Origin of the sequence: Streptomyces sp. NPDC007905, assembly GCF_042959345.1 — a bacterium.
Classification (GTDB): domain Bacteria; phylum Actinomycetota; class Actinomycetes; order Streptomycetales; family Streptomycetaceae; genus Streptomyces.
Map to the genome: position 1 here is coordinate 1 of NZ_JBIBKS010000022.1, position 26,420 is coordinate 26,420.

At 69.1% G+C, this 26,420-nt stretch carries 29 protein-coding genes and 4 pseudogenes; 19 read left to right on the forward strand and 14 right to left on the reverse strand.

Going from position 1 to position 26,420, the window contains the following annotated elements; all coding sequences use genetic code 11:
* Nucleotides 1–1,071 precede the first annotated feature (1,071 nt).
* The 4 genes from ACFZDC_RS31880 to ACFZDC_RS31895 all read left to right on the forward strand — a co-directional run bounded on the left by ACFZDC_RS31880 (nt 1,072) and on the right by ACFZDC_RS31895 (nt 3,787).
* Nucleotides 1,072–1,647, forward strand: coding sequence for a DUF3455 domain-containing protein (locus ACFZDC_RS31880; RefSeq protein WP_391329262.1), 576 nt, complete (start codon nt 1,072–1,074; stop codon nt 1,645–1,647).
* 161 nt (nt 1,648–1,808) lie between these two features.
* Nucleotides 1,809–2,003 (forward strand): hypothetical protein, encoded by a 195-nt coding sequence (locus tag ACFZDC_RS31885; RefSeq protein ID WP_391329263.1) that lies wholly within the window; start codon nt 1,809–1,811, stop codon nt 2,001–2,003.
* Between the two features lie 82 nt (nt 2,004–2,085).
* Complete coding sequence (locus tag ACFZDC_RS31890; RefSeq protein WP_391329264.1) at nt 2,086–2,559, forward strand: hypothetical protein; 474 nt, start codon at nt 2,086–2,088, stop codon at nt 2,557–2,559.
* 259 nt (nt 2,560–2,818) lie between these two features.
* On the forward strand, nt 2,819–3,787 hold the full coding sequence (locus tag ACFZDC_RS31895) for an alpha/beta fold hydrolase (protein WP_391329265.1): 969 nt from the start codon (nt 2,819–2,821) through the stop codon (nt 3,785–3,787).
* A gap of 191 nt (nt 3,788–3,978) precedes the next feature.
* On the opposite strand, the gene ACFZDC_RS31900 is transcribed toward ACFZDC_RS31895, so the two are convergent.
* The 3 genes from ACFZDC_RS31900 to ACFZDC_RS31910 form a co-directional block, all read right to left on the reverse strand.
* Nucleotides 3,979–4,119: a hypothetical protein gene (locus ACFZDC_RS31900; protein WP_391329266.1), complete on the reverse strand. Its 141-nt coding sequence runs from the start codon at nt 4,117–4,119 to the stop codon at nt 3,979–3,981.
* Nucleotides 4,120–4,252: 133 nt separating this feature from the next.
* Nucleotides 4,253–4,516: a hypothetical protein gene (locus ACFZDC_RS31905; protein ID WP_391329267.1), complete on the reverse strand. Its 264-nt coding sequence runs from the start codon at nt 4,514–4,516 to the stop codon at nt 4,253–4,255.
* A gap of 586 nt (nt 4,517–5,102) precedes the next feature.
* Nucleotides 5,103–5,717 carry a DUF6817 domain-containing protein gene (locus ACFZDC_RS31910; RefSeq protein ID WP_391329268.1) on the reverse strand — a complete coding sequence of 205 codons (615 nt, stop codon included), beginning with the start codon at nt 5,715–5,717 and terminating at the stop codon, nt 5,103–5,105.
* A gap of 180 nt (nt 5,718–5,897) precedes the next feature.
* Between ACFZDC_RS31910 and ACFZDC_RS31915 the strand changes: the two genes are divergently transcribed.
* From ACFZDC_RS31915 to ACFZDC_RS31930, 4 genes are all read left to right on the forward strand, one after another.
* Nucleotides 5,898–6,803: a LysR substrate-binding domain-containing protein gene (locus ACFZDC_RS31915; RefSeq protein ID WP_391329269.1), complete on the forward strand. Its 906-nt coding sequence runs from the start codon at nt 5,898–5,900 to the stop codon at nt 6,801–6,803.
* A 15-nt stretch (nt 6,804–6,818) separates the two neighbouring features.
* Nucleotides 6,819–6,941 carry a hypothetical protein gene (locus ACFZDC_RS31920; protein ID WP_391329270.1) on the forward strand — a complete coding sequence of 41 codons (123 nt, stop codon included), beginning with the start codon at nt 6,819–6,821 and terminating at the stop codon, nt 6,939–6,941.
* Nucleotides 6,938–7,321, forward strand: a complete 384-nt coding sequence (locus ACFZDC_RS31925) for a hypothetical protein (RefSeq protein ID WP_391329271.1) — start codon at nt 6,938–6,940, stop codon at nt 7,319–7,321. Before ACFZDC_RS31920 ends, ACFZDC_RS31925 begins: the two co-directional genes overlap by 4 nt.
* Nucleotides 7,322–7,437: 116 nt before the next feature.
* Entirely contained in the window at nt 7,438–8,583 is a 1,146-nt protein-coding gene (locus tag ACFZDC_RS31930) for a hypothetical protein (RefSeq protein ID WP_391329272.1), read from the forward strand.
* Nucleotides 8,584–8,799: 216 nt separating this feature from the next.
* Here ACFZDC_RS31930 and ACFZDC_RS31935 read toward each other — a convergent pair.
* Together ACFZDC_RS31935 and ACFZDC_RS31940 are read right to left on the reverse strand one after the other, a co-directional pair.
* Nucleotides 8,800–8,916, reverse strand: a pseudogene (locus tag ACFZDC_RS31935) (glyoxalase); the annotation flags it as partial.
* 201 nt (nt 8,917–9,117) lie between these two features.
* On the reverse strand, nt 9,118–10,023 hold the full coding sequence (locus ACFZDC_RS31940) for an NmrA family NAD(P)-binding protein (RefSeq protein ID WP_391329273.1): 906 nt from the start codon (nt 10,021–10,023) through the stop codon (nt 9,118–9,120).
* Between the two features lie 660 nt (nt 10,024–10,683).
* On the opposite strand from ACFZDC_RS31940, the pseudogene ACFZDC_RS31945 reads away from it, so the two are divergent.
* Nucleotides 10,684–10,791: pseudogene (locus ACFZDC_RS31945) on the forward strand (epimerase); the annotation flags it as partial.
* A 28-nt stretch (nt 10,792–10,819) separates the two neighbouring features.
* Here ACFZDC_RS31945 and ACFZDC_RS31950 read toward each other — a convergent pair.
* The 4 genes from ACFZDC_RS31950 to ACFZDC_RS31965 all read right to left on the reverse strand — a co-directional run bounded on the left by ACFZDC_RS31950 (nt 10,820) and on the right by ACFZDC_RS31965 (nt 12,963).
* Nucleotides 10,820–11,176, reverse strand: coding sequence for an ArsC/Spx/MgsR family protein (locus ACFZDC_RS31950; RefSeq protein WP_391329274.1), 357 nt, complete (start codon nt 11,174–11,176; stop codon nt 10,820–10,822).
* A gap of 46 nt (nt 11,177–11,222) precedes the next feature.
* Nucleotides 11,223–11,879 carry a GTP cyclohydrolase I FolE gene (folE, locus tag ACFZDC_RS31955; protein ID WP_391329275.1) on the reverse strand — a complete coding sequence of 219 codons (657 nt, stop codon included), beginning with the start codon at nt 11,877–11,879 and terminating at the stop codon, nt 11,223–11,225.
* 2 nt (nt 11,880–11,881) lie between these two features.
* A complete protein-coding gene (locus ACFZDC_RS31960) occupies nt 11,882–12,340 on the reverse strand; it encodes a hypothetical protein (protein ID WP_391329276.1) in 459 nt (152 codons plus the stop codon).
* A gap of 74 nt (nt 12,341–12,414) precedes the next feature.
* Nucleotides 12,415–12,963: a DUF2231 domain-containing protein gene (locus ACFZDC_RS31965; protein WP_391329277.1), complete on the reverse strand. Its 549-nt coding sequence runs from the start codon at nt 12,961–12,963 to the stop codon at nt 12,415–12,417.
* 121 nt (nt 12,964–13,084) lie between these two features.
* Here ACFZDC_RS31965 and ACFZDC_RS31970 point away from each other — a divergent pair, with 121 nt between their 5' ends.
* Complete coding sequence (locus ACFZDC_RS31970) at nt 13,085–13,837, forward strand: helix-turn-helix domain-containing protein (RefSeq protein ID WP_391329278.1); 753 nt, start codon at nt 13,085–13,087, stop codon at nt 13,835–13,837.
* Between the two features lie 79 nt (nt 13,838–13,916).
* Nucleotides 13,917–14,272, forward strand: a pseudogene (locus ACFZDC_RS31975) (DoxX family protein); the annotation flags it as partial.
* A gap of 351 nt (nt 14,273–14,623) precedes the next feature.
* On the opposite strand, the gene ACFZDC_RS31980 reads toward ACFZDC_RS31975, so the two are convergent.
* The 4 genes and pseudogenes from ACFZDC_RS31980 to ACFZDC_RS31995 form a co-directional block, all read right to left on the reverse strand.
* Nucleotides 14,624–16,267, reverse strand: a complete 1,644-nt coding sequence (locus tag ACFZDC_RS31980; protein WP_391329279.1) for a DnaJ C-terminal domain-containing protein — start codon at nt 16,265–16,267, stop codon at nt 14,624–14,626.
* A gap of 10 nt (nt 16,268–16,277) precedes the next feature.
* Nucleotides 16,278–16,742 (reverse strand): hypothetical protein, encoded by a 465-nt coding sequence (locus tag ACFZDC_RS31985; RefSeq protein WP_391329280.1) that lies wholly within the window; start codon nt 16,740–16,742, stop codon nt 16,278–16,280.
* Between the two features lie 409 nt (nt 16,743–17,151).
* Nucleotides 17,152–18,040: pseudogene (locus ACFZDC_RS31990) on the reverse strand (GNAT family N-acetyltransferase).
* Between the two features lie 260 nt (nt 18,041–18,300).
* A complete protein-coding gene (locus ACFZDC_RS31995) occupies nt 18,301–18,429 on the reverse strand; it encodes a hypothetical protein (RefSeq protein ID WP_391329281.1) in 129 nt (42 codons plus the stop codon).
* A 210-nt stretch (nt 18,430–18,639) separates the two neighbouring features.
* Here ACFZDC_RS31995 and ACFZDC_RS32000 point away from each other — a divergent pair, with 210 nt between their 5' ends.
* Both ACFZDC_RS32000 and ACFZDC_RS32005 read left to right on the forward strand, forming a co-directional pair.
* On the forward strand, nt 18,640–19,194 hold the full coding sequence (locus tag ACFZDC_RS32000; protein WP_391329282.1) for a methanogen output domain 1-containing protein: 555 nt from the start codon (nt 18,640–18,642) through the stop codon (nt 19,192–19,194).
* The gene (locus tag ACFZDC_RS32005; RefSeq protein ID WP_391329283.1) at nt 19,191–20,750 is read left to right on the forward strand and encodes a SpoIIE family protein phosphatase; all 1,560 of its coding nucleotides are present in this window, start codon (nt 19,191–19,193) and stop codon (nt 20,748–20,750) included. Before ACFZDC_RS32000 ends, ACFZDC_RS32005 begins: the two co-directional genes overlap by 4 nt.
* Nucleotides 20,751–21,113: 363 nt before the next feature.
* On the opposite strand, the gene ACFZDC_RS32010 is transcribed toward ACFZDC_RS32005, so the two are convergent.
* Nucleotides 21,114–21,509, reverse strand: a complete 396-nt coding sequence (locus tag ACFZDC_RS32010) for an anti-sigma factor antagonist (protein ID WP_391329284.1) — start codon at nt 21,507–21,509, stop codon at nt 21,114–21,116.
* A 142-nt stretch (nt 21,510–21,651) separates the two neighbouring features.
* Between ACFZDC_RS32010 and ACFZDC_RS32015 the strand changes: the two genes are divergently transcribed.
* From ACFZDC_RS32015 to ACFZDC_RS32040, 6 genes are all read left to right on the forward strand, one after another.
* Nucleotides 21,652–22,125, forward strand: coding sequence for an ATP-binding protein (locus tag ACFZDC_RS32015; protein ID WP_391329285.1), 474 nt, complete (start codon nt 21,652–21,654; stop codon nt 22,123–22,125).
* Between the two features lie 233 nt (nt 22,126–22,358).
* Complete coding sequence (locus ACFZDC_RS32020; protein ID WP_391329286.1) at nt 22,359–22,769, forward strand: ATP-binding protein; 411 nt, start codon at nt 22,359–22,361, stop codon at nt 22,767–22,769.
* A gap of 881 nt (nt 22,770–23,650) precedes the next feature.
* On the forward strand, nt 23,651–23,953 hold the full coding sequence (locus tag ACFZDC_RS32025) for a hypothetical protein (protein ID WP_391329287.1): 303 nt from the start codon (nt 23,651–23,653) through the stop codon (nt 23,951–23,953).
* A 168-nt stretch (nt 23,954–24,121) separates the two neighbouring features.
* The gene (locus ACFZDC_RS32030; protein WP_391329288.1) at nt 24,122–24,502 is read left to right on the forward strand and encodes a hypothetical protein; all 381 of its coding nucleotides are present in this window, start codon (nt 24,122–24,124) and stop codon (nt 24,500–24,502) included.
* Nucleotides 24,503–24,954: 452 nt separating this feature from the next.
* Nucleotides 24,955–25,416, forward strand: coding sequence for a hypothetical protein (locus ACFZDC_RS32035; RefSeq protein ID WP_391329289.1), 462 nt, complete (start codon nt 24,955–24,957; stop codon nt 25,414–25,416).
* A 178-nt stretch (nt 25,417–25,594) separates the two neighbouring features.
* Nucleotides 25,595–26,398 carry a restriction endonuclease gene (locus ACFZDC_RS32040; protein WP_391329393.1) on the forward strand — a complete coding sequence of 268 codons (804 nt, stop codon included), beginning with the start codon at nt 25,595–25,597 and terminating at the stop codon, nt 26,396–26,398.
* Nucleotides 26,399–26,420 lie beyond the last annotated feature (22 nt).

A 26,420-nucleotide genomic window follows, 5' to 3' on the forward strand; every position in this document is an offset into this window, starting at 1 on the left:
CGCGCGACGGCGCAGCTCAAGCGGGTAACGGGAGGGTCGTGCCATGACTCAATCCTTTCACGGAATCGAGTCTCTACCTGACACGGGGCGGTTCAATCCCCTCCCCCAGTGATGCTGCGGACCAGCATAGATGGCTCATCGGAAGGGCGTTCGCATTGTCATGCAGGCCTCAGACACAGCTTCTCAGTGGACACGGGACCTCTCTGCGCGCTGATTCCGTGTTGCCGTAGCGGAACACATGACCTGAATCGTCACTTGTCGGCTCTCGTGGCCACGTCCGCGGCACGCCGGGCCACCGACGTTCACTCAGAAGCAGCTGTGCGAAAGCCTGAGCGCGGCAACGGCGGCACGATCATTGACTGCCGCGGCGCTGGCGCAGCGCCGCACTGATCGTCCGCGGGTCTGTGGTCGCCGTCAGCCGTGAACCGGCCGGCGGGGCGAGCGGCAACCGCGTCAGTTCCATCCCGTCCCACCGGCCCCGGCCGGATGTGTGCCCTCCGCTCCCACAACAATGATCACCGCGTTCGCGGAGTCGAGGGGGCGGGGCCGTGCCGGTGCACAGCTTGTACACGGTGACGTGGGACGAGGCCAGGAGACAGGTACTGGAACGGCTGGCTCATTCACATGCCCGAAACTGCGGGCCTCTTCGGTGAAAGGCGGGCTGAGCTATGCCCTCGCCGTCGCCTGCTCGGCCGAGGTCATCACCGGGCAGACAAGCTTCGGGCCGGTGCGCTACCCAGACGGGCCCGGCAGAAGTTGGCCGCCGAGGCAGGGAAGAAGCTTGATCGTCGACGGGTAGGAGGCGACCAGTCGGCAAGGGGATGAGCAGGTGCATTTGCGCGTTGCCGAACACGTCGAAGGGCCGGCCTGCCGCCATGCCTTGCGGACTCCCACTTCTTGCGAACTCATTACGCGTGAACGTCAGTTGAACCTCCGACTCGTGCCCGGCCGTACTGTCAGCCGTACGGCAGCGCCGCGTCGGCCCGTTCCGGGCAGGGCCAAGCCGCAACGAGCAGCCGGTGATCGCGTCGGCCCTCGGTATCTCCCATTTCCGAAACCTGGAGTTCGCACATGCTGATGACCAAACGTGTCGCGCTCACAACGGGTGGCCTCCTGGCAGCCGTCGCCGCTGTCGTGGGGGCGGCAGCGGCGGGGCATGCCTCCGACCGCCCCCAGAACCATCCCTCGGGCTCGGCCTCTCACGCCCTGCCGATTCCCCCGCAGTTGCAGGTGCCGGACGGCAACCAGAGGATTGCCACGCTCGACGCACGAGGTGTGCAGACCTATACCTGCGCAAGCGGTGCATGGACGCTCCTGGAGCCCGCCGCGACCCTGTGGAACCGGCACGACCCACGGCATCGGCCTGTGGCCCTGCACACTCGCGGACCGGTATGGATCTCGACCCGGGACGGCAGCGCCGTGAACGCCTCGGCGGTGCCGGGCGCGAGCGTCCCGCGAGACCACTCGGTTCCGGAACTGCTGCTGAAAGCCACGGCGACCCGCGGCGACGGCATCTTCGGCGCCGTGTCCTACGTACAGCGTCTGAACACCGCAGGCGGCGTGGCCCCCTCTGGAACCTGCACCCAGGGAGCCCAGACGAGCGTTCCGTACTCGGCCACGTACCTCTTCTACGCACCCGCTGACTGAACCTGGCCCGTGCACTGTCAGTGCCGCCGGCGCCTGCGTCATGACGCGCACCGACCGAGGTGGGCAGCGCGCCGCCGCCACGCCGGCAGACGCTGAACGGTCCGTGGCGCGGACCGCGTCGGTCCTGCTGGATGAACAGGGTCAGGTGGCCGGAGTCACCCATGGCGGACGGATGTGTCCTCCGCGCACCCGCCGTCGTCAGCGACGCCGGCGCCCTCACCACCATGACGCGAATGGTTCCCGAGCAGGCCCGCGTCGACACCGGCCTGGTCGACGCCCGCTGTGCCGTCGGGGCCTCGCTCACCTGGGTCGCCCTCAACCTCGGCATCCGGGCAACGGACGAGGAATCGGCCTGAAGGCACGAACATCTGGGCCCACAGCGGGCCCGACACCGACGCCGAGGTCGCCGCCTTCCAGGCCGACCCGGAGCACCGACCGATGCCGCTCTACTTCCTCTCCTTCCCCTCGGCGAAGGACCCGTCCCGGCAGGACTACTACCCGGGCCGCGCCACCGTCGACATCTGCGGTCTGACCCGCTGGTCCCTGTTCGAGCCGTTCGCCGGCAGCAAGTGGATGCGGCGCGGTGCGGAGTACGACAAGCTCAAACGGCGTCTGACCGAGGAACTGCTGGAACGGGTCCACCCTTTTTGCCCGCAGCTCGAGGGCAGGATCGACCATGCGGAGCCGGCCACACCGCTCAGCTTCAACCACTTCCTCGGCAGGGAGTCACTCGCCCACACGCCGGAGCGGTTCTCCCAGCGGGCGCTCAGTGCCCACACCGGGGTACCCGACCTCTACCTCAGCGGCCAGGACGTGGTCGCCGCCGGCGTCAGCGGAGCGATCGTGGGAGGTGCCGTCGCGGCCTCCGCGGTGCTCGGACGGGACGCCGTGGACGATCTCCCGGGTGCGTGACGGCACACCTCGCAGCCACGTGGTCCCGCGGTCCGCATGCGGGGTCGCACCGCTCATCGAGCCCGCCGTGCGGTGTGGCACCCGTGGTGACTCGGAGACCGGAGGTGCCGCCGGCAGCCGCTCGGCCTGGATCGGCCTCGCCTGGTGTGATCTCTGCCGTGATCGAATCTCAGGATGAAGCGGTGATCGAATCCCCGGATGAATACGGGCCGCGGTCCCGGGTCGGCCGGCGGTCCTCCGTCAGGAAGGCGTGCAGACCATGACCACCGAACTCCAGCACCGATACATCGACGTCAATGGCGTGCGGCTGCACATCGCAGAGCAGGGTGAGGGCCCGCTCGTGATGCTGCTGCACTGCTTCCCGGAGTGCTGGTACTCCTGGCGCCACCAGTTCGAGCCGCTGAGCCGGGCCGGATTTCGCGTGGTGGCGCCGGACCAGCGCGGCTACGGGCGCAGCGATCAGCCGGACGACGTGGAGGCGTACTCCATCCTCCACCTCGTGGGCGATGTCGTTCAGTTGATGGGCGCCCTTGGCGAGGACCGGGCCGTCGTCGTCGGCCACGACTGGGGCGCACCGGTCGCCTGGACGACCTCCCTCCTGCGCCCGGACCTGGTGCGAGGCGTGGCCGGGCTGAGCGTGCCGCCGACCCCTCGCGGCTCCCGGCCGCCGTCGGGGAGCATGCGTACTCGCTTCGGCGAGGGCTACTACCAGCTGTACTTTCAGACTCCCGGCGTGGCCGAGGAGGAACTGTCACGGGACGTCCGAGCCACGATTCGCCGCATGATGTACGGCGCGTCGGGCGACCGCGACGCCGCCGGCGCCACTCTGCCGGTCGTGCGACCCGGGCAGGGCTTCCTGGATCTGATGCCGGAACCCGAGAACCTGCCCGGCTGGCTGACCGAGGCGGATCTGGACGCATACACCGCCGAGTTCTCTGCGTCCGGATTCACTGGGCCGCTGAACTGGTACCGCAACCTCGACCGCAACTGGGAGCTGACCGCCGCGTGGACCGGCGCCCTGCCGCACGTCCCCGCGCTCTACGTCAAGGGGGACCGGGACCTGGTCCCCGCCACACCCGGTGCAGCGCAATTGATCGACGCACTGCCGAAGTTGCTGCCAGACCTGCGCGGGATCGTGACGCTTCCCGGATGCGGCCACTGGACCCAACAGGAGCGGCCCGACGAGGTGACCGCCGCGCTGCTGGACTTCCTGGTCCAACTCGACTGAGCGAAGGCTGAGTCAGCCGCTATCGGTCCCAGAGGATGGCCACGCTCGAATGCGCCGCGTCCAGGTCGTCGAGCAGTAGCTGCACCGACGCCCGAGCTCGGGGCGCGGGGGCGGGGCCGAAGACGTCGAGACCGGCCCCGGCGTCCGGCAGACGTCCATCGTTCGCGAGGGCCTCTTGACCGCCGACGGCGTCACGAGCAGTGCTTGCCGCGCTCAGGCTGGATCGCCACACCTGTCCAGCGCGGCGAACTGCTGGAAGCGACGCTGCTGATCCTTGAGCTGCGCGCGGCCAGTAGAGCACCGCCCTGCGCGGCGCGCACTTCCTGCGCCATGGCCTCATGCGGTACGAGATACGGGCGATAGCAGGACGACCGGGGCGCAGGCTGGTCGGGGCGGCGTACGCGGCGGCTGCATTCTCGGCGCAGTGCGTCCCGGGGCGCGCCGCACCGGCGCGCCCCGGGGAGTTCAGCCGGCCTGCCGCACCGCGTGGAGGGCGCCGCTGAGGGTGCCTTCCTGCTGTTCGTAGTGGGAGAGCGCGAGGCCGAGGCCGATGAAGGTGGGTGCCCATTCGCCGACGAAGATTCCCCAGCGGTCGGCGCGCTCGACTCCGGCCTGCTCGGCTTTGAGGCTGGCGACCCACGAGGCGACGCTGAGGCCGATAGAAGCGATGCCTGCGAGGTAGGCGTGTTCGCTGCGGATGCCCATGTCGTGCATCTTTTTGATGATCATTGGGCGGTCTCCGTTCTGAGAGGGATCCCTGACGGAGTAACCATTACCTTTCATCTCATTCGCCCCATATGTATGTATTCGCCACATTGTGTTCGTGAGAGCGCTCGGAGGGCGCGCTGTGGAGGTCTGCCATGGCCGGGGGCCGCACACGACGGATGGAGGGACGGGCGTGATGGGGGACCGGAACCGGGCGGGATGGATGAGCAACCACCACGGCGACGTGCTGCGCGTGCTCGGTGTGCTCAAGATCGGGACCGTCGGCCCGATCCAGCGGATCACCGCGTCGCACATGACCTACCGGCCCACCATCACGAAGATGCCCTCCGAGCGTCGGGAAGATCGACAAGTACTTGCGGTTCTACCAGCCGAAGGTGGCGGCCGCCGACGGCCCGGAGCGGCCGATGGGGCGCACCCGTGGGTGGGGTACCCAACGGCCGAGACGGCGATGAGCCGCACGCACCGCTGCCGGCCTTCAACCGCATGGGTCTCCCCGCAACCCCATCACGGTCATCGCCCGGCTGGCCGAGCTGACCCGCCGGCAAAGCAAGGCCACGGCGGCGGTCGGTCGTCCTCGTGTCAGCGCTGGTCAGCTTCCAGGCTGACGAGAGCCAACCGGCGCCTCGGTTCGTCGGCTGGGAGGAGGCGCGGTGAGTACCGTGCGGCACGCAAGCCAGGCGTCAGCGCTCAGCAAGTACTGGAGCCTGGTGAACAGGGCGAGCAGCTCAGGTCCCCACGTGTCGCGGAAGACAGGGTCAAGGTGGGCGAGATCGAGTTCGTTGGCGGCCGACAGTTCGGCGAAGTCGCGGCGCGTCTGCGGCTCAGGAATGCGGGAGCGGCCGGTGAACCTGTCGCGGAAGGCGGCATCGGCCTGGTTGAGAGCCGGGTAAGTGGCCTGCCGGTCGCATGAGGCATACAGGTACACGAGGGCCTCGGCCTCGGCGCCGATCACCGCTGCAAGGTCCTTGCGGCGGTCCAGCGGCAGCAAGGCTGTGGGAAAGCCGTCCGTGCCGTAGAACGCGTGGCACAGGCCGGCGAGTTGGAGAGCCGGGCGGGCTTTCCATGTCGCGAGCAGCGCCTGTACGCGCTGCAGGTGGGCAAGGAGGGTGCCGCCGGGGTGGGCGATGCTTTCGGCACCCAACTCACGCAGGAGGGTGACGGCCTGGGTGGTCGTGGCAGGGAGAGCAGGCACGGGGTCGGGCACGGGATCCGTGTCCTTTCGGTGAGGGGGTGGTCGGCACCCGCACAGCGTCTTCGTCGGTCCGGATCCGTACCAAGTCGCTGTGCGGGTTGCCGCCTGGGCCCTGCAATGATCTTCTGGCACCGCGGCACCCCAGTCAATCCTGGGGATTGCTCCAGGCACCCTAGGTATAGCTTGGGTGTGGTGACTCTTGATGACCTGCGCGTGTTCGTGGCCGTGTGTCGGGCGGGAAGCCTCAGCGCCGTGGCCCGTGACCTGTCCTGTACGCAGTCTGCGGTGAGCCAGCACGTCAGGCGCCTGGAGCGGGAGACGGGCATGAGCTTGGTGGAACGCCAGCCGCGCGGGGTCGTTCCCACAGCGGCCGGGCGCATTCTGTGCGATGCGGCCGCCGACGGGATCGCCGGGCTGGATCTTGCGTTGCGCCGCCTCGGAGACCTCGTGAACGGGGAAAGCGGTTCCGTGCGGATCGCGACCGGCGGAACGACCGTCCGGCACTTCATGGCCGCAGCGATTGTCTCCTTCCGCCGGCGCTATCCGAAGGTGAGCCTGGAGTTCCAGACCGAGACCTCCAGCCGCGGGTGCTTCGACGCTCTCGTGGCCGGCAACCTCGACCTGGCCTGGGTCACCGTCGGCGGCTCAGGGCGGGGCATCGAGCAGCGACCCGTCGTCGACCTGCCCTGGGTGCTCGCCGTCAGGTCCGACGATCCGCTCGCGGCCAGGCCGCGCATCGACGCCTCCGACCTCACGGGCATCCGCCTCGTCCGACTGCCGCCGAACTCCACCTCTGGTGCCCACTTGGACGCCGTCTTCGCCGAACTGGGCATCCGGACCGGCTCGGACACGAGTGTCGCCGACTGGGACACAGCCCTGCTCCTCGCAGAACTCGGCCTGGGCCACGCCGTCATCCCCGCCGTGCCGGGTCTCCCGGCACCTGGTGACGGCGGCCCGCTGCGTCTCGTCCCCATTCCGGCGCTGCCGCCGCTGTCCGTCGGCTGGGCCGTACGCCGCTGGGACGCCCTCTCCCCGCTCGCTCGGACCTTTGCCGACACGGTCGCCGCGAGTTGCACGAAGACGCGCAGCACCGCGTGAGTACGATCCACAGTCGTGCACATTCTCGATGTCCTGGCCGACATGGCGAAGACGGGCCGCCTGGGCCCGGTATTCAGCGGAGCCGACTGGAACGATGTGACCGCAGCTCTCGGCGAGCCGTGGGACATGGAGACATGAGCCGGAACAGAAAGTGGCCACGGCTCTTCGCCTACGGAGACCTTGAGCTGAGTGTCTGCTGCTGCCGTAAGGTCTCTCTCATCTGCGTCCAGACCTGGCGTGACGTCGTCGAACTCCCTCCGTCGGTTGCCGGGAGGACAGGCACTTTCCCGGCAGGGCTCAAGCACGCGGACGTCGTTCGCGCCCTGGACAAGGCCGGCTGTTCCTGGGAGTCCTGTCCTCCGCTGACCTTCGGCGGCCAGAGCTCGCTCGTGGCGATCCCGTCAGGAGCGCACTTCACCTTCGAGATCCCCGAGGGCGAAGAACCCGTGCTGAACGTCATGGGTCTGCCCGGCGACGGGCACGACTGCTCTGCACGGACCGGAAATCAAGATCGCTGAGTGAAGATCGGGGAGCAGTTCGCCGTGCGGCCGGACGCATGCCGCAAGCGATCATCACCCTTTATTCTTCGGCTGATCGACACTCACGGATGCAGAGCCGAAACGGGGGTCGACACATGACATATCGGCGCGCGGTGATACCGGGGTTGGCCGGAGCCCTGCTGATCACGCTGTTGCTGTGGTGGGCCGGAGCGAGCGCACAGGCACTGCAACTGCGCGGCACCACGAGCGTGTTGGACGTTCAGTCCGCGAGCGAACTCCAGCGATGGCTCGTGCCGTGGTCGTACGACTCCCCGATGGCGCTGCTGTCCGAGGGGTCTGCGGACGCGGGCACGGGCGCGGGCGGGGGCACGGCCCTGAGCGGAAGCACCCAGTACGCCGATCTGTACAGCACCGCGATGCAGATCAGATTCGTGGCGGTCTTCGTGTTCTTCCTGGCCGGCGCACTGCTCCTGATCCGCAGGATTCCGCCGGCGCAGGGTCGTACGCCGGCCACGTTGCTGGCGCTGTGGGCCTGGGGCCCGGTGGCCGGAACGCTGGCCGTGACGGTCTCCGCGCCGTGGCTGATCGCGTCCCGGGGGCATGGCAGCTACCGGGTGCTGCCGCAGCTGGCGGGGGTGATCGCGTCGAGCGGGCCGGTCGTGGTGTTCGCGGCGCTGTTGACCGCCCTACTCACGGTGTTCGTGGCGCGTGTTACGGGCAAGGGTGTGGACCCGCTGCCGCGGCAGAGTGTGCCGCCGCGCGCCGCTCGCCTTGCCGCGAGCGCCGGGACCGCGGTGATCGCGGTGTCGCTGGTGCTCCTCTCGTACGATTCGGTGGCGGCCTGGATCCAGACCTCGTTCGGCGGCCGAGGGTTGCTGTCCGAGCCCGGCGACCTGCTGCGCGAGTGGCTGCTGCTCGGCGGCTGGACGGGCCCCGCGACCACGCCGCTCGGCGACTGGCTGCTGTACCGGGCCGCCGACGTGGCCATGCTGGCGGTGGTGTGGTGGGCGCTGCGTCTGCTGCCTGGCTTGCTCACCCGGACCACGGTGCCGGCGATGGCGGTTGGCGCGGTCTGCGCAACCGTACTGGGCCTGCTGGCGAGCCAAGTACTGCACATGGCGATGGACGGCACTGTCCCCGTGTGGGGGCCTGTGTACCTGTTCTCGAAGCTCGGCGACGGCGTCCCGGCCGCTCTCACCTTCGGCGTCACGGCGGGGATGGTGGCCCTTGCGACGCTGCGGCTGGCCGGGGGCCGTGACACCGGCGAGTCCTCCCGGTGAGGGAACGGGCGGTGCGCCGCGTGGTGATCTGGACCGCAATCCGGCCGTGAGGAGCGGTGGTTGATGCCGTCCAACGCCCCTTTTTGCGCGGGCGGGACGCATCCGCGTGAGCCAGTACCTCAGCGGCAACTTGCTCGGTTCACGGCCCGGTACGAGCTCTCGCCGCCGATGAGTTCACTTTCCACGATCACCGTGCTGAGCCCCCGGAGGGCGCGGTCAGCGGCCGGGGAACCGCTGCGTGACCCCCTGGAGTACCCAGCCGTTGCCGTCCGGGTCGCTGAAAGTGGCATAGGAGCCGTAGCCGGCCCGCTCGGGGTGCGGGCCGGTGATCCGCTCCTGGCCTGAGCCGTTGTGCACGACACCTTTCATTGCTGTGATCACCTTCGTTGTCCGTGTCCCGTACGGGGTGCGGGACACAAGGGGGAGAGGGCCTGGCGCGGCTGTTGGCTCGGCGAGCGGGTGCGAGTGGTGCCAGGAACCGTGAAAGGGGGCCAAGGGGCCTGCTGCCCTGAGCGGCAGGCCGTCAGGGAACTGTCAGCCCAGGTAGAAGTCCTTGCGTGCGGCCACGAACTCTTCGATCGTCTGGGCGGGGGCCCCGGTCAGGCGCTCGACGTCGTCCGAGGCCCGGTCGTACCGGTTCTGCTGGTGCAGGCGGCACATGGTGACGATGTGCTGCTCGACGTGTGGCGGCAGGCCGATCGTGGAGAGCACCTCCGCGCGCCAGCGTTCGAGAGGGACGTCCACGTACGAGACCGGCCGGCCGAGCGCCTTGGAGAAGGCGTCGGCCATCTCCGTCATGTCGAGCGTTCGTGGGCCGGTAAGTTCGTAGACGTGCCCGACGTGGGGGGCGGGGTCGCGCAACACGGTGGCGATCACCCTGGCAACGTCGTCCACGGCGATCGGTGAGGTGCGTCCGGCTCCGAAGGGCAGCTCGATGGTGCCGTTCTTGCGGATCGTCTGTGCCGGCAGCGTGGTGAACAGCGGGTTGTCCAGGAACGACGTAGGGCGGATGTGGACCACCGGCAGGCCTGACCAGTTGAAGACCTGCTCCGCCAGCCAGTGCAGCCGCTGCTGGTGGGACTCCGCGGTGCTGGTGGCGGTCATCTGCGACACGGTCATCTGCGACAGGTCGATGAGGGCGTCCAGCTTGCCGTACTCCCGCGCGACGCTCGCCACGACGGTCGCGGCGAGGAGGTGGTCTGGCGACACAGGCATGGCGAAGTACATGGTCCGGACGCCCTCCAGGGCGGCCGCGACGGTCTCGGGTCGCGTGAGGTCACCGAGGACGACGTCCGCCCCCAGCGCACTCAGCTGCGCGGCACGGTCGTCGTCCCGACGGACCATGACGCGCACCGGCACGTCCTGCGAGCGCAGCTTCTCGAGGACCGTGCGGCCCACGTCGCCCGCGCCTGTGATGAGGGCGAGGTGACTGGCAGCCATAGGTCTGTCTCCTCAACTTTGTGGCTAGGCAAGATCGCATTCGCACGTCGCATTCGCGCTCCGGATAGGGAGCGCGGCCGTTCGGCGGCGCTTCCGCGGGTGCCGCGGGAAGGCAGGGAGGGACTCGCAGAGCCTCACCAGATTAAGAGCGCATACTCCTAATCTGGAGGTGTAAGAGCTTCCTGTCCTCTTGCCGCGGGTCGACAGCGGACGCCACGACTTCATGGCGCCGTTACGAGCATTACCCCTATCGTCTGCTTCGGCCCTGGGGCCGCGGACGCCGGGACCGGCAGTTGGCTCCGCGGGACGTGATCTCCGCGCCTGTGGCGGCCTGGCTGCCACCCCCGGCGACTCTCGGTGCCTTTCGAGCGTACGCCCCGGCGGAACGCTCGTAGCGGCCGACCGGCGGGGTGCCGGTCACACGCTGTGCCAGTGGCTCGCACTCGCATGGATGCAGGCGCTGGGCGGCGAGCGGTTCGCTGCCCTCCTTCTCCGCCGGCAAGTCCAGTTGGCGTGACCGAGTGTCCCGGCCCTGAAAGAAGTGAACGCCAATCCGCCCGGCTGTGTCGGCCGCCTCGGTTGGACGAGCACCGGACTCCCGAGTTGAACACGTTCAAAAAGAGGGGTTACGCTGATACCGAGCGAAGCCGAGGGGGTCCGATGAAGGTGGTGCTGCCCGGGGGAACCGGACAGGTGGGCACGATTCTCGACCGTGCGCTGACGGCGGCCGACCACGAGGTCACGGTAGTGACCCGGCATCCCGTGCGGGCGCACGACATGCGTCCGTTACGCCGAGTCAGCGAAGGATTGACCGTACGGCGTCAGCTGATCGGCCGACTACAGCTGTGCCGTCGTCCGCGGTGATGATCGGGCGTTGGATGAGGGTCGGCTGGGTGGCCAGGGCCTTGATCCAGCGGTCGCGATGCGCGGCGTCCCGCTTCCATGTCTCCATGCGCAGATCGGCCGCGGCCGGTTCTCCGAGCCGGGTGATGTCCCAGGGCTCCAGTTGCAGCCGGTCCAGCACGCGCTCGAGCTCTTCAGCGGTGGGCGGCTGTTCCAGGTAGCGCCGAACTGTGGACTGGGAGCCCGCGGCGTCCAGCAGGGACAGGGCGGAACTGCACTTGGAGCAGGCTTGATCGATCCAGATTTCCATGCGTTGTGGTCTTTCGATCGGCCTGGCTGTGTGCGGCGTTGCTGGATCAGGACGCCGCGCCGGTCAGGGCGAGGAATTCGCTGCGGGAGCGGGCATCGGAGCGCAGCAGGCCGAGCAGGGTGGAGGTCATGGTGCTGGAACCGGTGGCCTGGACGCCGCGCAAGGTCATGCAGAAGTGCTCGGCCTCGATCACGACCCCGACGCCCTTGGGTTCCAGGTGGGTCTGCAGCCAGTCCGCGACCTGTTTCGTCAGGCGTTCCTGGACCTGTGGGCGGCAGGCGAAGTGCTCGACGACGCGGGCCAGCTTGGACAGACCCAGGATGCGGGCGCCCGGCAGGTAGCCGACGTGGGCGGTGCCGACGAACGGGAGCAGATGGTGCTCGCACACGGAGCGGACGGGTATGCGACGGGCCAGGACGAGTTCGTCGTAGCCCTCGTCGTTGGGGAAGGTCGTCAGGTCGAAGGGGCGCGGGCTGAACAGTTCCGCGTAGGCGCGGGCCATCCGGCCGGGTGTGCCGCGCAAGCTCTCCGAGGCGGTGGAAATGCCGAGGGCGTTGAGGAACTGGCCGGCTGCGTCTTCGGCGGCGGCCAGGTCGATGCCGCCGGGCGCGTGGAGCACCCGCAAGGCGGGTCGTGCGGGTGCCGTTGCGTCCTCGTCGTATCCGTCCGTGCGGGCGGTGGTGCGGTGCGGGCGCTCGGTCATGTTCAGCTGCCCCCGATGCCCAGCGCAGTGAGCAGGACCAGGACGAGGGTGAGCACGGCGAACAGACCGTGTGCCATGACCACCGGCAGCGGGAAGTTCCGTTCGGCAGGGACGGCGTCGTCGGCTCCGTCAGCCGTAGCGGCCGCTGGTGTCACGCCGGCTGTGGCGCGATCGCGGTATACGGGGATCCAGCGGGCCAGCATCACGATTCCGAGCAGAGCCACCGGCAGGAGCAAGCTGAACGCAGTCCAGGCCAGAGCGGTCTTGTCGGCCACCACATAGATGATCCACACCACCAGTCCTATCGCGGCCAGGGCGAAGTGCCCGAAGACGACCGGTGCGGGTAGGCGGCTGGTGCCGGAGCGCTGCTGCTGGATTCCGCCGCGTTGTATCCAGGTGCCGAGCATGTAGAAGCCGCCGAGGGCGGTGACCACCCAGGCGATCAGTGCGGCGATGTCCATGGGGAACTCCCGAGTGATGACGATGTCGAAGGCGGCTGGACCGCGCCGGCCGCCGTGAAGGGTGCGCGGGCAGGTCACATGGCGGAGCGGGCGTTGCCGGCGTTGCGGTCGGGTTCGTATCCCTCGGCCTGGGTGCTCTCGTCGGCGACTCGCACGCCGTAGCGGTAGGCGAGTTTGCCGCCGAGAAATCCCGAGACGCCCAGGACCGCCAGGCTGACCACGGAGAGGACGAGCCTGCCGAGGCCGACACTTCCGCCGTCGGTATAGGTGCTGTAGCGCCACAGGAAGTTGACGGCGTAGGCGGCGGTCACCAGCAGGTTCAGCGTCATGTGGACCAGGGCGGTGCGATAGGCCCGGGTGCCGGTGGGAATCGCGAACAGGTCGAGGAATCCGACGATCGCCGCCAGCAGGGCTCCGATCACGCCGACGGCGATCAGCCACTCCGAGCCCTGGGTCAGGAATCCCGGATGCCTGACGACCTGAGAAGCGATGTCGAACACCAGGCTGGTCACCCAGGCACCGATCGGCACGGTCACCAGGATCGGATGGAACGGGTGGCCGTACGGGCCGGCGAGCGAGGCGCTGACCGGGCGCTTCGCCTGAAGCTGTGACTCAGTGGCCATCGCAACCTCCTCCTGATTTCACCAACAAATATTGGTCTTATTGCGAGAGGACGTCAAGATGCCCAGCACAGCGTGCCAAATGCACGGTTGCGCACACACAGATGGGAGATACCGTGGACTGGTGGCTTCCGACCCGACTCCGCCCGCCGAGGCGGCCAACACCGCCATCGACTCCGTCAGCGTCCTGAGCGAGGACTCACGGCGGCGCATGTACACCTTCATCCGGCGTGCGCGCCGCGCCGTCACCCGGGACGAGGCCGCCGCCAGCGTCGGCATATCCCGCAAGCTCGCCGCCTTCCACCTCGACAAGCTCGTCGACGCCGGCCTCCTGCGGGCGCGCTACGAAACGCCCGGCGGGATCCGCAAGGTCGGCAGGAGGCCGAAGGTGTACGAGCCCACCGACGGCCAGATCACGGTGAGCATCCCCGACCGGCGCCACGAACTCCTGGCGGATCTTCTCGTGGATGCCGTCCTGAGCGAGGGTGCCGACGAAACCGCCGCGCAGGCAGCTATGCGGACCGCCGAGAAGCGTGGCCGGCAGATGGGCGAGGCCGTGCGGGATGAGACCCGCCCGGGCCGCCTGGGCCCAGAGCGGGGGCTGACCGCCTGCGAGCGCCTGCTGGACAGGTTCGGCTACGAGCCCGTCCGGGAAACCCCCACCCAGCTCCGGCTGCGCAACTGCCCGTTCCACCCGATGGCCGCGAAGGCCCCCGACCTGGTGTGCGGCATGAACCGGGCTTTCCTCAGCGGCTACCTCAACGGCCTTGAGGTCAGCGGAGTAGAGGCCGTCCTGGCCCCCGAGCCCGGGGAGTGCTGCGTGCGACTGTGCCCGAGCGACACCGAGCGTGATGACGAGATGGCCCAAGACCACTGACCCGGCGCTGGTCGCCCGTCCCCGCGGGCCACCGCCCAGACCCACCACCCTGCCCGCGGCGGAATCCTTCGGTCTGCTGATGGCCGCACACGGTGCCCAGAAGGTCTGCGCCCTCTTCGGGGGCCACGGCCTGAGGGCGACCGGCAGGGGTTCGCGGCCCTCGGCTACCGCACGGGAAAGCTCTTCGCAGTGATCGGGGGCCTGTCGGAGTTGTTCGGCGGCCTCGGCCTGGCCCCCGGTCTGCTGACGCCGCTTGCGGCCCCCGCCCTGATCGGCGTCATGAGCAATGCGATGGCCACTGTCACGGGCGCCCACGGCCTGTGGGAATCGGACGGCGGCGTGGAGTACAGCGTCTGTATCGCTGTCGTCGCCCTGGCCGTCGCAGCCATCGGTCCGGGACGGCTGGCTGTCGACCGCTTCTTCCGTTCGGGGCAGAGATCGGCGTGTCCGCTGTCGTGATGCCGCTGTGGTTCGCCGGGGTCCTCCGCGACGGGTTCGCGCTCGCCGCGGCCGACGGCACGCGGACTTCCCCGGCCTGGCCCGGGACGGCCTGCGTGCGTCGCCTGGTCCGATCGCCAGCCGGTCGCCCGGCTGCGGGAGTTCACTGCGGGCCGCTGAACCGGGGTCAAGACGCGGAGGGGAGTTCGGTCCCGGCTACCGGTTCCGAGGCCACAGGCGGGGGCGGACCGCCGCCACGAAGCACTGCCGCCGCGAGGCCATCTGAAAGGGACGACTGGTTGATGCGCTCGAGCCGATCGTCCACGGCCGGGATCCGCCTGCCAGGCTTCAGCTGCCTATCTCGATGCGTGCGAAAAGGTCGCCCCGGCCGCCCCCTCTCAAGTGGGTCACGCCGAAGCCGGCCAGGCGCAGCAGTTTGCCACCGCGGATCCCCGGGGGGATGCGAATGGTGTGGGAACCGTCGAGTGTGTCCAAGGACAGGGTGCCGCCCGTCGTCGCCAAGGCTCGCGGTACGGTCAGACTGCGGTGCAGGTCATCGCCCTTCCGCTGGAAGACGGGGTGCGCACGTTCCACGATGTCGATGTACAGGTCGGCTGCCTTACCGCCGCCGGGGCCGACCTCGCCTTCCCCGGCGAGCTGGATCCTCGTGCCGTCTTCGACACCCGCGGGAATCTCGAATGTGAGGGTCCGACGGGCGCGCACACGCCCGTCGCCGGCGCATTCGGGGCAAGGGTGGGGCAGCAGAGTGCCGAACCCTTTGCACCTTCGGCAAGGCTTCGAGACAAGGGTCTGGCCGGTGAAGTCCCGGCTTCTCGTCCTTTGACCGCGTCCTTGACAGGTCTCACACGGCTGCGGCTGCGTCCCCGTCGCTGTCCCTGCACCCGTACAGGTCGGGCACACGATCGCGGTGTCGACCTGAATCTTTCTCGTGGTGCCGAACGCCGCTTCCGCCAAGTCGACTTCGAGGCTGATGACGGCGTCCAGGCCGGAGCGGACACGGGGCAGGGGGTACTGCTGCTCCGGCCGCTGCCCGGTGTCAGCTCCGGTCTCGGGGGATGCCGCTGAAGGCTCGGCGGCGGAGCGTCGTCCGTCTTCGCCGGTTGCCGTGTTTCCTGCAGCGGCGCCATTCCGTCGCCCCGCGTAGGAGGCGTCCCGAGGCGGGACGTGACCGTTCCGCCCGGGCGGCCCCCAGACGTCACGCGCGCGCCCCGGGCCGCCGACCGCCCGCGCGATGGTCACTTGGTATTCCAAGTCGGCCCACATGCGAGGCCGCTGTTTCACTCCGGCGCGGTGCAGCGACTCGTAGACGTAGTCGTACAGCTCGGTGACCGTGATCCGGCCGTCACGGTTCAGGTCGGCCGCTCCCGTGGCCAGCCCCTCTATCAGCGCGCCTGTGAAGCGTGACGGCTGCGGCACCTTGCTCTCGACGCGCTCGCCCTCCCATGCGTACTCGGTCCGACTCGTCGCGGTCAGAACAGCTCTGCCGTGGCCGCAGAGTGCGTCGCGCACGTGGACTTGGTCGTCGCCCTTCGCACCGGGAAGGAACGCTCCGCTGTAGCAGCAGTCGAGCAGAACGACGATCGTGCGGGCCCGGCAGCGTTCCATGCGTTCGCGCAGGAAGGCGGCCGGGACAGCGGTGGAGGCCGGCAGGTCGCGATCCGTGTCGCGCGCGGCCAGGTACAGGTGGCCCTCATCATCTTTGATGCCGTGGCAGGACACGTGCAGGAGGAGCAGATCGTCGCGACTGCGGTCCCGGAAGAACCGCTCCAGCGCGCGCATAACCTCGTGGGCCCGGGCATCCTTCAACTGCTCGGTGCGAAAGCCGCCGACGCGGGGATCGGAGAGTACGCCGGCGAGGCCGGCACAGTCCTGGCCGGGGGAGCGCAGCCCGCTGAGGGTCCGGTCGTCGTACGTACCGGTTGCGATGAGGAGAGCGTCCCTGCGACCCGTGCCCAAGGGAGAGTCGGCCATGGCGTCCGGCCTACTCTCGAACAGCGGGCGGCTCGACCCTTTCGCCCGTCGCCCCCGTGGGAGCGCCGGGAGCCGGGGAGTCCTCGACGGGTGCGGTGCGAGGTGCGACGCCCTCCAAGTAGGCGTTCACCAGGCGCTCTTGCTGCTCGGTCGAGGCGTGGCGGAGTTCGATGGTACGGCCGTCGATGTCGACCGTGACGGTACGCACGGGGCGGTTTTGCATCCACGTCTCCACCACGCGCAGCGCGGCCCGGAGCACGGCGGGCGCGAGACTGACGACCAGGGCGCCGGCCGCGAGGAGCTCGCCTGGCTTGGCGCCATCGGGGACGTTTCCCTCGGCGCGTCCCACCTGGACGTCATCCACGTCTAGTTCGAGCAGCCGTCGCCGCAGCTGCCTGGTGAGCTCGTCGAGCTCCTCCCGGTCCACATCTGCCGCACCCGACACCGTCAGACGCATACTGCTGGCTGCCCCCATGTAGTCCTCCTGTGCAACAGCGGTTCTCAGTGTAGGGGGGAAGGCCAGTCTCAGACCCGCCAGTTGAAGCGGTGCGCTCACACCACCGCCGCGGGCCTGCCGTAACGGACCGTCCTCCTGCCGGCGCCCCCGCCCCCGGGCGGCGCGCCGCCAACGGCTTCACCGCCATCCCCTGCGCGACCCGAGACAGAGCGAACCGGCCATGCCGGTCGTGGCACCCTCGCACGGGAGTCCGCCTAGCCACCCGGCACCGGCATGACCTTCCCTGCACCCTTGGCCAGAAACGGCGGGCCGGCGCCGGGCACCGCGCAAACTCCCTGTTTCACCGGCTTCACCCAGGAGAGACAGACACACGATGGAAGCAACGCCGCCCCGTCAAACCGGACCACGACGGCACCACGGTGGGACACTAACCGGCTTCCGGTGCGTCGTAGGAGAACTTGTACCCGGTGAAGTCGGTGACGTGGACGTATCCGATGCGCTGGTAGAGGGCGTTGCTCGTGGGGCTGGTCGGGTCTGCGAACAGGACGACGTCCGTCGCGCCCGCGGTCAGCGCGGCCCTGCTCACCTCGACGGTCACGGCACCCGCGTAGCCGCGACCCCGGAGGTGGGCCGGGGTGTAGACGGGGTCCACCCGGACCACGCCGCCCACCATCGACGTCGAGCCCGCCATGGGCACGGGAATGCCGTCCGGTGTCTCCCAGAAGGTGAAGTGCTTGTCCGCGAAACGTGTATCGGCCCAGGAGCCGGCGTCAATGGCGCCTATGGAGACGTTCTCTCCGACATCGACGCAGAACTCACGGCACCAGCGCACGACGTGCGCATGGTCCTTCGCTCCCGCGACGCGGCCCCGGCCATCGGGGCGCGGCTGTGGTGGGGTGAGCGTGCCGAGACGGTAAAGATGAGTCCGCCAGAAGGGTATCGGCGCTGCCCCCGTCTGCCGCTGCCATATCTCGGCGAAAGCGGTGGCGGTGTCGTGGTCCGCGATGACGTCGGAGGGGGAGTGGCCGAGGCCGGCCAGGTGGGCGGCGAGGGTGCCGGCCTGCTCGGCAGAGAGAGGGGGGTGAGGCTCAGGCGGCCGCGCGGAGTGCGATAAAGGATGGCGCGGACCTCGCCTCCTGACTCCAGTCGGCCGAAGACGGCGGATTCGGCACCGTGTGCGTCCGCCCCCGTGTTCGCAGTTTCTCGATGTCCGTCAGTGGTGTGTTGTGCAGGGCGGGCCGCGAGCGCAGGAAGTCTCCCGCTCGGGCGAGGAAGTCGTCGACGTCTTCAGTGAGGTGCCAGTCGTCCGGGAGCATGCTTCATGATCCCGGGTGTACTCGATTCGGGGGAGCACGTGCTCGGACAGGCACCGACGCCGCGACTCGTCCAGCGCCTTTCAGCCACGCGACGTGACCCATGGCAGGTGTGCGTGCCGCCGTACCGCGTCGGCGTCTGTGCGTCCGGGTTTCCTCGGGGCGCTTATGGCGGATGCCTCCTTCGGTGCCTTCTGGGCCGCGCGCGCCGGTGTACACCGGGCTGGAGTTCGCGGCCACCCCCGAGGAGGCCGTCGACATCGTCAGCGGGCTGTGGTGCGGAACTTCTTCGCGGGCTCGGCCAGGGCTTCGCGCACGTCTGCAGTGCCCGTCCCACCGCGCGTCGCGCGGGCCTTGTCGACCGACTCCTGCAGCGCGCCCACAAGGTCCACGAGCTGATCCGGCCGGGCCGCCGGCGCCGGCTCCGGGGCTTTCGGCGGCCGGTGACCTTGCTTGCTGTCGGGCGGAGGGAGCAGATTCCGCCGAGGCGAGAGCGGGGTTCCCCGAGAAAAGGTTCCTGGTGTGGCAATGCCTCTAGGCTTTGGGGTCCATGGGGCGGTCTCACAGTGTGCGGGTGCCCGCGGTCTTGAGGAGAGAGCGGTATGGGACATCCGGTGGATGTGAAGATCGATCTGGACCGTGATGTGTTCCTGCGGACGCTGGTGCGGGAGCTGGCGACGTCGTTGGAGTCGGTGATCGGCCTGGAAGAGGCATCCGGCTACATCAGCCTGGTGGGCCAGGCGGTGGGAACGCAGATCGACGAGATGTATCTCAAGGCGCTTGGCGTGGACCGGCTGTCGGTGGAGCAGGTTGCGGAGGCGCTGGTGGATCTCAAGCGGCGCATCAACGGCGATTTCTTCGTCATCGAGCAGGACGACACGAAGATCGTGCTCGGCAACCGGGCCTGTCCGTTCGCGGAGAAGGTACTGGGCCGTGAGTCGATGTGCATGATGACGTCGAACGTGTTCGGGACGATCGCCGCCCGCAATCTCGGCTATGCCGGCGTCGAGTTGCAGGAGACCATCGCCCGCGGTGATGCCGGCTGCCGGGTCGTGGTTCATCTGGTGCCCGGCGCGGGTCCGATGACCCGGCGTGAGTACTTCGCTGACGCGGAGTTGCCCGACGGCGGCGCGAGCACCGGTATGGTGCCTGCGTGAACCCTGGCCTGTTCGAGGCCATCACCAGAACCCTGCCGCACCCGGTCGTCCTGTGCGCCGGGGACGGCACGATCCTGGCGGCCAATCCTGCTGCTACCACCTCGGTCTCGCAGCTGTGCACAGGCGCCAGTCTGTATGCCCTCGTCCAGGACGATGCCGGTGTCCTGCGGACACACCTGGGCAACTGGCTGCGCAGCGGCAGTCCGCTGCCCGGCGCGCTCGTCCTGAAGGACAGCGACGGCAACGGGGTGCGTTTCCGCTGCCACGGCGCCCGCGCCACCTGGTGGCAGGGGCCCGGAGCGGTGGTGCAACTGCATCTGCACCGCCTGGACCAGGCCGACCGGTTCGCCGTTCTCAGCCGGGAAGTTGCCGCACTCAACCGGGAAGTCGTCATCCGGCGCACCGCGGAAGCCCAGCGTGAGCAGCTGCTGCGGGCCGAGCAGGCCGCCCGTGCCCGCCTGCAACGCCTGTATCAGCTGACGGCGGCGCTGGCGTCATCGGCAACCCTGGCCCAGGTCGCCGAGGCCGTGGCCCGCACCGCAGCGCGGGTGCTGGACGCCGAGGGCGTGACCCTGGAGCTGCATTCCCGGCGCCTGGTGCCCGCCCTGGAGCCGGGCGAGGATCTGCGCGTCCTGTCGAACACGGCCTGGAGGGACCTCGACCAGGGACAGGACAGCGCGCGGCCCGAGGCCGATGGAGCACTGCGGGTTGCGCTGGAAGCCGACGGTGTGGTGCTGGGCGCCCTCGCGGTACGGCCCGGGGATGCGGGGGCGCCGGAGGCGGAGCACCTGACCGCAGTGGGCCAGCAGATCGCCCAGGCGGTACGCCGCGCCGGGCTGTACGAGCACGAACACCGTGTCGCCGAGCGCCTTCAGCTCAGCCTCCTGCCCCAACTGCCGGATGTGCCGGGTCTGAAGGTGGCGACCTGCTACGCACCCGGCAGCGACATGGTTCTGGTCGGCGGTGACTGGTACGACCTCTATACCCTCGACGACGACCGCATCGGCCTGTCGATCGGCGACGTGGCCGGCCACGGCCTGCCCCAGGCGGCCGTCATGGCACAGGTCATCGCCGCCCTGCGCGGAATCGTCGTGCGCTGCGGCGACCGGCCGTCCGTGGTGATGTCCGAACTGAACGCGTACCTGCACCGCTATCACCGCGGCCAGATGGCCACCGCCTGCTATCTGCTCTACGACCGGCGCGCACGCACCCTGACCTACGTCAAGGCCGGTCATCCTCCGCCGCTCGCCGTCTGCTCCGACGGCTCCAGCCGCTACCTGGACGGCCCTGTCTCACCCCCGGTGGGACCCATACCCGGCGCCCGCTACCACCAGGGTGAAACCACCCTGACCGAGGGCGAGGCGGTCCTGCTCTACACCGACGGCCTGATCGAACGCCGAGCGGAGCCCCTGGACACAGGCCTGGCCCGGCTCACCGAAACGGCCCGCCAGGGCGTCGGCATGAACGTGCACGACCTGTGCCGGCTGTTCCTCAACCACCAGCCCGACGCCACCTATCTCGACGACCGTGCCCTGCTTCTCGTCCGGCCGGAGTAAGACGTCGACCACGGGGGCATCGTCTGGTGCCACCGCCGAACGGTGGCGCCGCAAGGCCATCGCAACCGGCGCTACCACCGGCGGGGTAAACCTGAACCGGGTTGTCGCGCGGCAGTGGCCCATCCTGCTCAGCCGCAGCCGGCTCGAATGCGGTCGGCCTCTCCCCGCGACCGAAGCGAACATTGCACCACTGGAGTGCCGTGCGCTGGGCTGGTGACCTGCACCTGAGCCACGACCGCGCCGGCCGGCAGGATTCGTCCAGGCGCTTGAACCACAGCCGTCCGGCCCGGCCGCTGTCCGCGCCGGCCACTGGAGCGCACAGCCGGGCCAGTGCTCGAAGTGGCCGCCGCCAGGTGCTGAAGATCAGGCGCGCAGAGCGTCGACGACCGTGGAATGGCAGGCGATGACCGGTCGGAGACCGACGATCTCGATGAGCCGCGAGACCGAGGGGCTTGGACCCGCCAGCCGCAGCCAGCCGCCGAGGCTTTCCGCGGCCTGATGAGCGGTGATGAGGGCGTTGATGCCGCTGGAGTCCATGAACGTGACACCGCTGACATCCAGCACCGTTCGCTGCGCGGCAGTGTCGTGCGAGGTCAGGGCTTGGAGGAGCTGCGGGGCGCTGTCGTGGTCGATTTCACCGCCCACAGTCACCACGTTGACGCCCTCGTTGCAGGTCTGGGTGATCGACAATCGGTTGCTCCCTGCTTGCCTATCGATGTCTTCCACACTCTCCTCAAAACCCGTCGGTGACGCCGTCAAGCAGCACCTCCTCAGCGAAGAGCTGCTCGCGCATGGTACTGGTAATGCACCCGGATGGTCCTGTCACAGGTACATGCTCCGCGTGCGTGGTCTCCGCCCGGGTACACGACGCACAGGGACGGGGTGACAAGTGTCAGGTCGGATGGACAGGCCCGAAGGCGAGTGTCGTGGGGGCCTGGGCGCCTCAGGCATAGAGACGACGATCGCCCTGTCCGGTGACGGAAGTTGCATCGCCGAAGCACGCCACCGAGCCACCGCCTTTCTCACACAGGACGACGTCGAAGACCGCTTCAGGGTGCCGGCACGCATCGTGGATCTGACTCAGCTGGTGGTCAGCGAGCTCGTCACCAACGCCTGCAAGCACGCACCCGGACCCATCCGTGTGCAGCTGCACCTGGTCGGCAGGGAGGTGAAGGTGACGGTCTGGGACAGGGATCCGTTTGTGCCGGCCGCATGGGCCGCAGACCCGCACCGAGTGGGCCAGCATGGTCTGGAGATCGTGAAGGCCGTCACGGAGGAGCTCACCGTCGTGCGGGAAGGCGTGGGCAAACGCATCACCGCAAGGATCCTCCTGGATCCCCCTTCCGCGCACGACACCCGCCGAACAGCGATCTGAAGCCGACAGCGAAGTCAGCGGTGGGCGAGCACAGTCCGCGGCCCTGACGGTGCTGCCGCCGACGGGGTACGGATGGCGCGGGGGAGTACGCCTTGTCGCCAGGACCGCTTTCGGGCTCCCTGCGCCTGCCACTCGGTGAACCTTCTCGGCCGAGTCGTGGCCCGGGCGGCGTTGGCCACCCGTGGGCGGGTACTAGCGCGGCGAGACGGACGGCCGCGGCAGGAGGAGACGACGTGAGCGATTCATCATTGAGGGCGGTGGGCTGGGCTCGTTCGCTGCCGCTGGACTCCAGCATCAAGGCGGCGCGTGACTGGACACGCGATCATCTCCGTTCGCTGGGCTGGACGGAGTCCGCGCCGGAGACCGTGGACGCCGTCCTGCTGACCGTTTCGGAACTGGTCACCAACGCCCACGTACACGCGCACAGCGCGGCCGACCTGGTGCTGACGTGGGACAGCACCTGTCTGCACGTGACCGTCCACGACAGCTCGCCCCGCCTGCCGACCCCGCGCCCCCCGGACACAGAGCGTTCGGGCGGCCGGGGCATGCTCCTCGTCGACGCGCTGGCCCACACCTGGCAGGCGCGCCCCTGCCCGGAGGGCAAGATGGTTCACGCCTGCTTCCGCCCGCCCGCCTCCGGCTGACACGACGACAGGCGGGCCGCACCGAGTTGCCCGTGATCCGATACCCGTGCGGTGCCGCCTCCCCCGCGCCACCGGCCCATCGCTTCCGCGACAGGCGCAGACCTGCTCGTGCACCCAGGGCCGCGGCCTGGTGCCCCTCGCGCCGACGTGTCCGGCATGAGGACCAGGGTCTGGCCGTAGCGAAACTCCCTGAGCGCCACGACCGACCCGCCCCACACTCGGTGGCCCATGAACAACGGATCAGCGGACCACTTTGCTTGATCACGTCATGGGCAGCGAAGAAGAGACTCCCGAGGGGGACCGATGGTTGCGCCGCAAAAGAAGGCCGCCGCCGAGGTGTTCGTCGTTGGTGTCGGCGAGGGTCACCGTCTCCTGGCCGACCAGTCTGTGGGGATGAGACGTCCATCGGCTGCGGCAGTGTCCGGGGCACGCGCGATGCCTTTACGGCGGCGAGCCGCCCGATCACATCCACGAAATTCATACCGCTTCGAATAGTGACAAAATCGAGGTGCTGGAGATCCGACGCGGCCTGATCTCCCGAGTGGTGGTCTTCCTGAACCCAGAGCTGTTTCCCCACTTCGGCGTCCCGCGCATGTTGTCGGGAGCGGTCGCATGAGCCCGCCGCGCCGGCCGCACCCGCTGGACCTGCTCGTCCAGGCATCCGAGACGGCGCTGGACAGCCTCGACCGCGCCGCTCTCGCCGCCCCGGACGCGCCCACTCCCTGCACCCCATGGAACCTCGCCATGCTGGTGCGGCACTTCACCGACTCCACCGCCTCGACCCGGGAGATTCTGACCGGCATGGCTCCTGGGGGCCGTCGGAGCCCGGCTGCGCGCCGGCCCGGCACGAGCTGCGCCGGCTCCAGGCCGCTGGGGCGGGCATGCCCCGTGAGACGGCCCGGGTGCGCTGGGGAGCTCTGCTGGGAAGCTACGAACTGACTCTGCACGCCTGGGACGTGAACCAGTCCACCGGGTGCGACGGCCCCCTGCCACCGACGCTGGTGGAGGCACTGCTCACCTTCGCCCCGCTGGTCACAGAGGGCGTGGAGCGTACCGGCCTGTTCGCGGCTCCCCTCCCGCCGCCCCGCCCCGCCCCGACCATCCGACCGACCGACTGCTCGCCCTCTTCGGACGGCAGTCCCTGCACGCAGGCCGACACCGGTAGGAAGGCCTCACATCGCTGAACGCCGACGCGGCTCACCACCGAGCGGCCGGTGGTCGCCCTCCGGCTGCCGAGCGATTCTTGTACACAGCGAAGCGTCTTGCAGCAAACCACAGCATTACCATCAGCCTTGGCATGCTCGACATCCGCCGCGCGACAGGAAGATCTGTCGAGGTGACATCCTTGCCGTGTGCTCCTGCCCTCCAGTTCCCCGCAGACCCGGCGACTTGAGTGCGTCCGCATCGCAGACCCCAGGGGGTCCCACCAGTGGACGGGCATTGCGGGAACGACCACCGGAACGTGGTTCGACAAGGAAGCCCTGGAGATCCTCGACCTCGTGGCCGACCTGCCGATGGGCGACGTCATGCGCTGCTTCATGCCCGGATACGGCATCCGAGCCCACGACGCCGATCAGGTCCTCTTCGAGATCGCCTTCTGCTTCCAATGCCACAACGCACTCATCTTCCAGCCCGCCCCTCACCAGCGACGCGAGCTCGTCGGCTTCAAAGCCGACAGCCGACGCGCCCAAGACCTCCTGGCGCTGTTCAAGGCCTTTGAGTTCCGTAGATGATCCACCACGACACGCCGAACCCAGCCGAATCAGACAGCACTTCAGCTTCAGTCTGACCGCAGAGCAGATTGATCCGGAGCCCACGCCATCAAGATCAGTTCGGTCAGGTGCCTGCATCCGCTGCCCCTTCGTGCGGATCAACCCGGACACGCTTTCGTGCGGATCAAGCCGGACACGCTGGACCGGCTCGACGAGATCGTGGGAGGAGGTGGGGGCAGGGATGACGGGCAAACCGGCGTCCGCACCCTGCACTCGGCCGCCGACCATCGCATGCGACTGGGCCGACGCTCCACAGACGTTCACGCCCGCCTCGAACCAGCAGCCCTCGAGCCGGAGAGCGTGGGCCCTGTGCCGAATCCGGCCCACCATCGAGTGGCGGAACGGAGGAAGAGGGCGTGTACGTCGTGCGACCGAACGTGTTTGCGGCACGGGGGAGGGGCAACGCGAAGTCCATGACTGAACCGAAGAAGGAGACGCACGAAGAGCGCGCCGCCGGGCGTGCGACCGCATCCAAGACCCGGCGCGCGGCGGACAAGGCGACCGCCCCCCCTGCACGGGCCGCAAAGGCTGCCGCGGACACGGGGTCTGACGCCGCGTCGGCTGCCAAGTCCGAGGCCGAGCGCTCCGCCGGGGCGGTCGCCGGGGCGGTGCACGGCGTGGCCGGTGCCGCCGAGGCGGGTCGCCGGACACTCGTCACGGCGACCGGTCAGGTCGCGGCTACGGCCAGGGTGGCTACGGGACATGTCGCGACCACGGTGAAGACGGCCTGGGCGGTGATTGCTCACCAGAAGCTGCTCGCCGCCGGTGTCGGAGCGAGCGTGACGGCGCTGACGGCCGCGTCGTATGCGGCGGGCCGCCGCTCTGGCCGACGTGCCCTTGGCCCGATCACCAGGCTCACCGGCGGCAGGATTTGACGTCTCACACGGGCGGTGGGCCGGCGGGCCCACCGCGCGGAGCCCGCGCGAGGGCCAGCGGTCGGTCCCACGACCCCTCCTGAACAACTGCTCGGGTCGGTGCCACGATGAACCGCCCCTGCGGGGGCACACGCCCTAAGTGATCTTCGTCGAAGAGCGCTTAGGAGGAATCATCACCGTGTCTGTGCCCGTCCGCCCGCTACGGCCCGTGCCCGGTCGTCGTCGTTTTGATCTGCGTACGACGGCCTTTTTCTTCATCCTTCTCGCCCTATTGTTGGGTCTGGCGGGACTGGTGGCCCGTACTGCTGTGGCCGCGGTGGAGCGCCGCCCCGTCTGGGCGGTGATTCTGCTTCTTCTCGGTGCCGCCGGCGTGGTTGCCTGCTACCGCGGCCGACGTCGCTGGTCGGCAGGCAGACTCCTGTGGCGTGCCACCGAGGCGCTTGAGGAGGCGGCTGAGAGAGCGGCCGATGCGCTTGAAGAGACGCCTGTTGCCGGCCCGGCGGGGGTCGCCGGCCCGCCGGGGGCGTCCGGTGTTGCTGCGGTGGAGGAGACGCTCGTCCTGGAAACGGCTTTTGCCCCGGAGATCATGGACTACGCGGTCCTGGATCCGGACGAATTCGAGCAGGCGATAGCCGATCTGTGTGTCCGTGACGGTTGTGCGGACGTCGAAGTGGTGGGCGGCGCGGGCGACTTGGGTGCAGACGTCACGGCGGTGGCGCCGAACGGATACCGCCTTGTCGTCCAGTGCAAGCGGTACGGCGACGGCAATAAGGTCGGTTCCCAGGATCTCCAGCGCTTCGGCGGCACCTGCTTCACCGTCCACCGGGCCGACGTCGCTGTCCTGGTCACCACGGGTGAGTTCACGGCACCGGCCGTCGAGTACGCGCGGCAGTGCGGGATCGTGTGTGTGGACGCCGAGGGGCTACGGGCGTGGCACTTCGGTACGGGGCCCCGCCCGTGGGAGCTACCGGGCGAGGGCTGACCCCGCGAGGTGGCCGTGGTCC

Coding starts and splice junctions, on each gene's coding strand:
- ACFZDC_RS31880 (WP_391329262.1), top strand. CDS start 1,072: ATGCTGATGACCAAACGTGTCGCGCTCACAACGGGTGGCCTCCTGGCA.
- ACFZDC_RS31950 (WP_391329274.1), bottom strand. CDS start 11,176: ATGGAAATCTGGATCGATCAAGCCTGCTCCAAGTGCAGTTCCGCCCTG.
- ACFZDC_RS31900 (WP_391329266.1), bottom strand. CDS start 4,119: ATGGCGCAGGAAGTGCGCGCCGCGCAGGGCGGTGCTCTACTGGCCGCG.
- ACFZDC_RS31925 (WP_391329271.1), top strand. CDS start 6,938: ATGAGCCGGAACAGAAAGTGGCCACGGCTCTTCGCCTACGGAGACCTT.
- ACFZDC_RS31895 (WP_391329265.1), top strand. CDS start 2,819: ATGACCACCGAACTCCAGCACCGATACATCGACGTCAATGGCGTGCGG.
- ACFZDC_RS31980 (WP_391329279.1), bottom strand. CDS start 16,267: ATGGCCGACTCTCCCTTGGGCACGGGTCGCAGGGACGCTCTCCTCATC.
- ACFZDC_RS31890 (WP_391329264.1), top strand. CDS start 2,086: ATGCCGCTCTACTTCCTCTCCTTCCCCTCGGCGAAGGACCCGTCCCGG.
- ACFZDC_RS32025 (WP_391329287.1), top strand. CDS start 23,651: ATGCCCCGTGAGACGGCCCGGGTGCGCTGGGGAGCTCTGCTGGGAAGC.
- ACFZDC_RS31940 (WP_391329273.1), bottom strand. CDS start 10,023: ATGGCTGCCAGTCACCTCGCCCTCATCACAGGCGCGGGCGACGTGGGC.
- ACFZDC_RS31905 (WP_391329267.1), bottom strand. CDS start 4,516: ATGATCATCAAAAAGATGCACGACATGGGCATCCGCAGCGAACACGCC.
- ACFZDC_RS32000 (WP_391329282.1), top strand. CDS start 18,640: ATGGGACATCCGGTGGATGTGAAGATCGATCTGGACCGTGATGTGTTC.
- ACFZDC_RS32035 (WP_391329289.1), top strand. CDS start 24,955: ATGACTGAACCGAAGAAGGAGACGCACGAAGAGCGCGCCGCCGGGCGT.
- ACFZDC_RS31885 (WP_391329263.1), top strand. CDS start 1,809: ATGGCGGACGGATGTGTCCTCCGCGCACCCGCCGTCGTCAGCGACGCC.
- ACFZDC_RS31960 (WP_391329276.1), bottom strand. CDS start 12,340: ATGGACATCGCCGCACTGATCGCCTGGGTGGTCACCGCCCTCGGCGGC.
- folE (WP_391329275.1), bottom strand. CDS start 11,879: ATGACCGAGCGCCCGCACCGCACCACCGCCCGCACGGACGGATACGAC.
- ACFZDC_RS31930 (WP_391329272.1), top strand. CDS start 7,438: ATGACATATCGGCGCGCGGTGATACCGGGGTTGGCCGGAGCCCTGCTG.
- ACFZDC_RS31985 (WP_391329280.1), bottom strand. CDS start 16,742: ATGGGGGCAGCCAGCAGTATGCGTCTGACGGTGTCGGGTGCGGCAGAT.
- ACFZDC_RS32015 (WP_391329285.1), top strand. CDS start 21,652: ATGGACAGGCCCGAAGGCGAGTGTCGTGGGGGCCTGGGCGCCTCAGGC.
- ACFZDC_RS31965 (WP_391329277.1), bottom strand. CDS start 12,963: ATGGCCACTGAGTCACAGCTTCAGGCGAAGCGCCCGGTCAGCGCCTCG.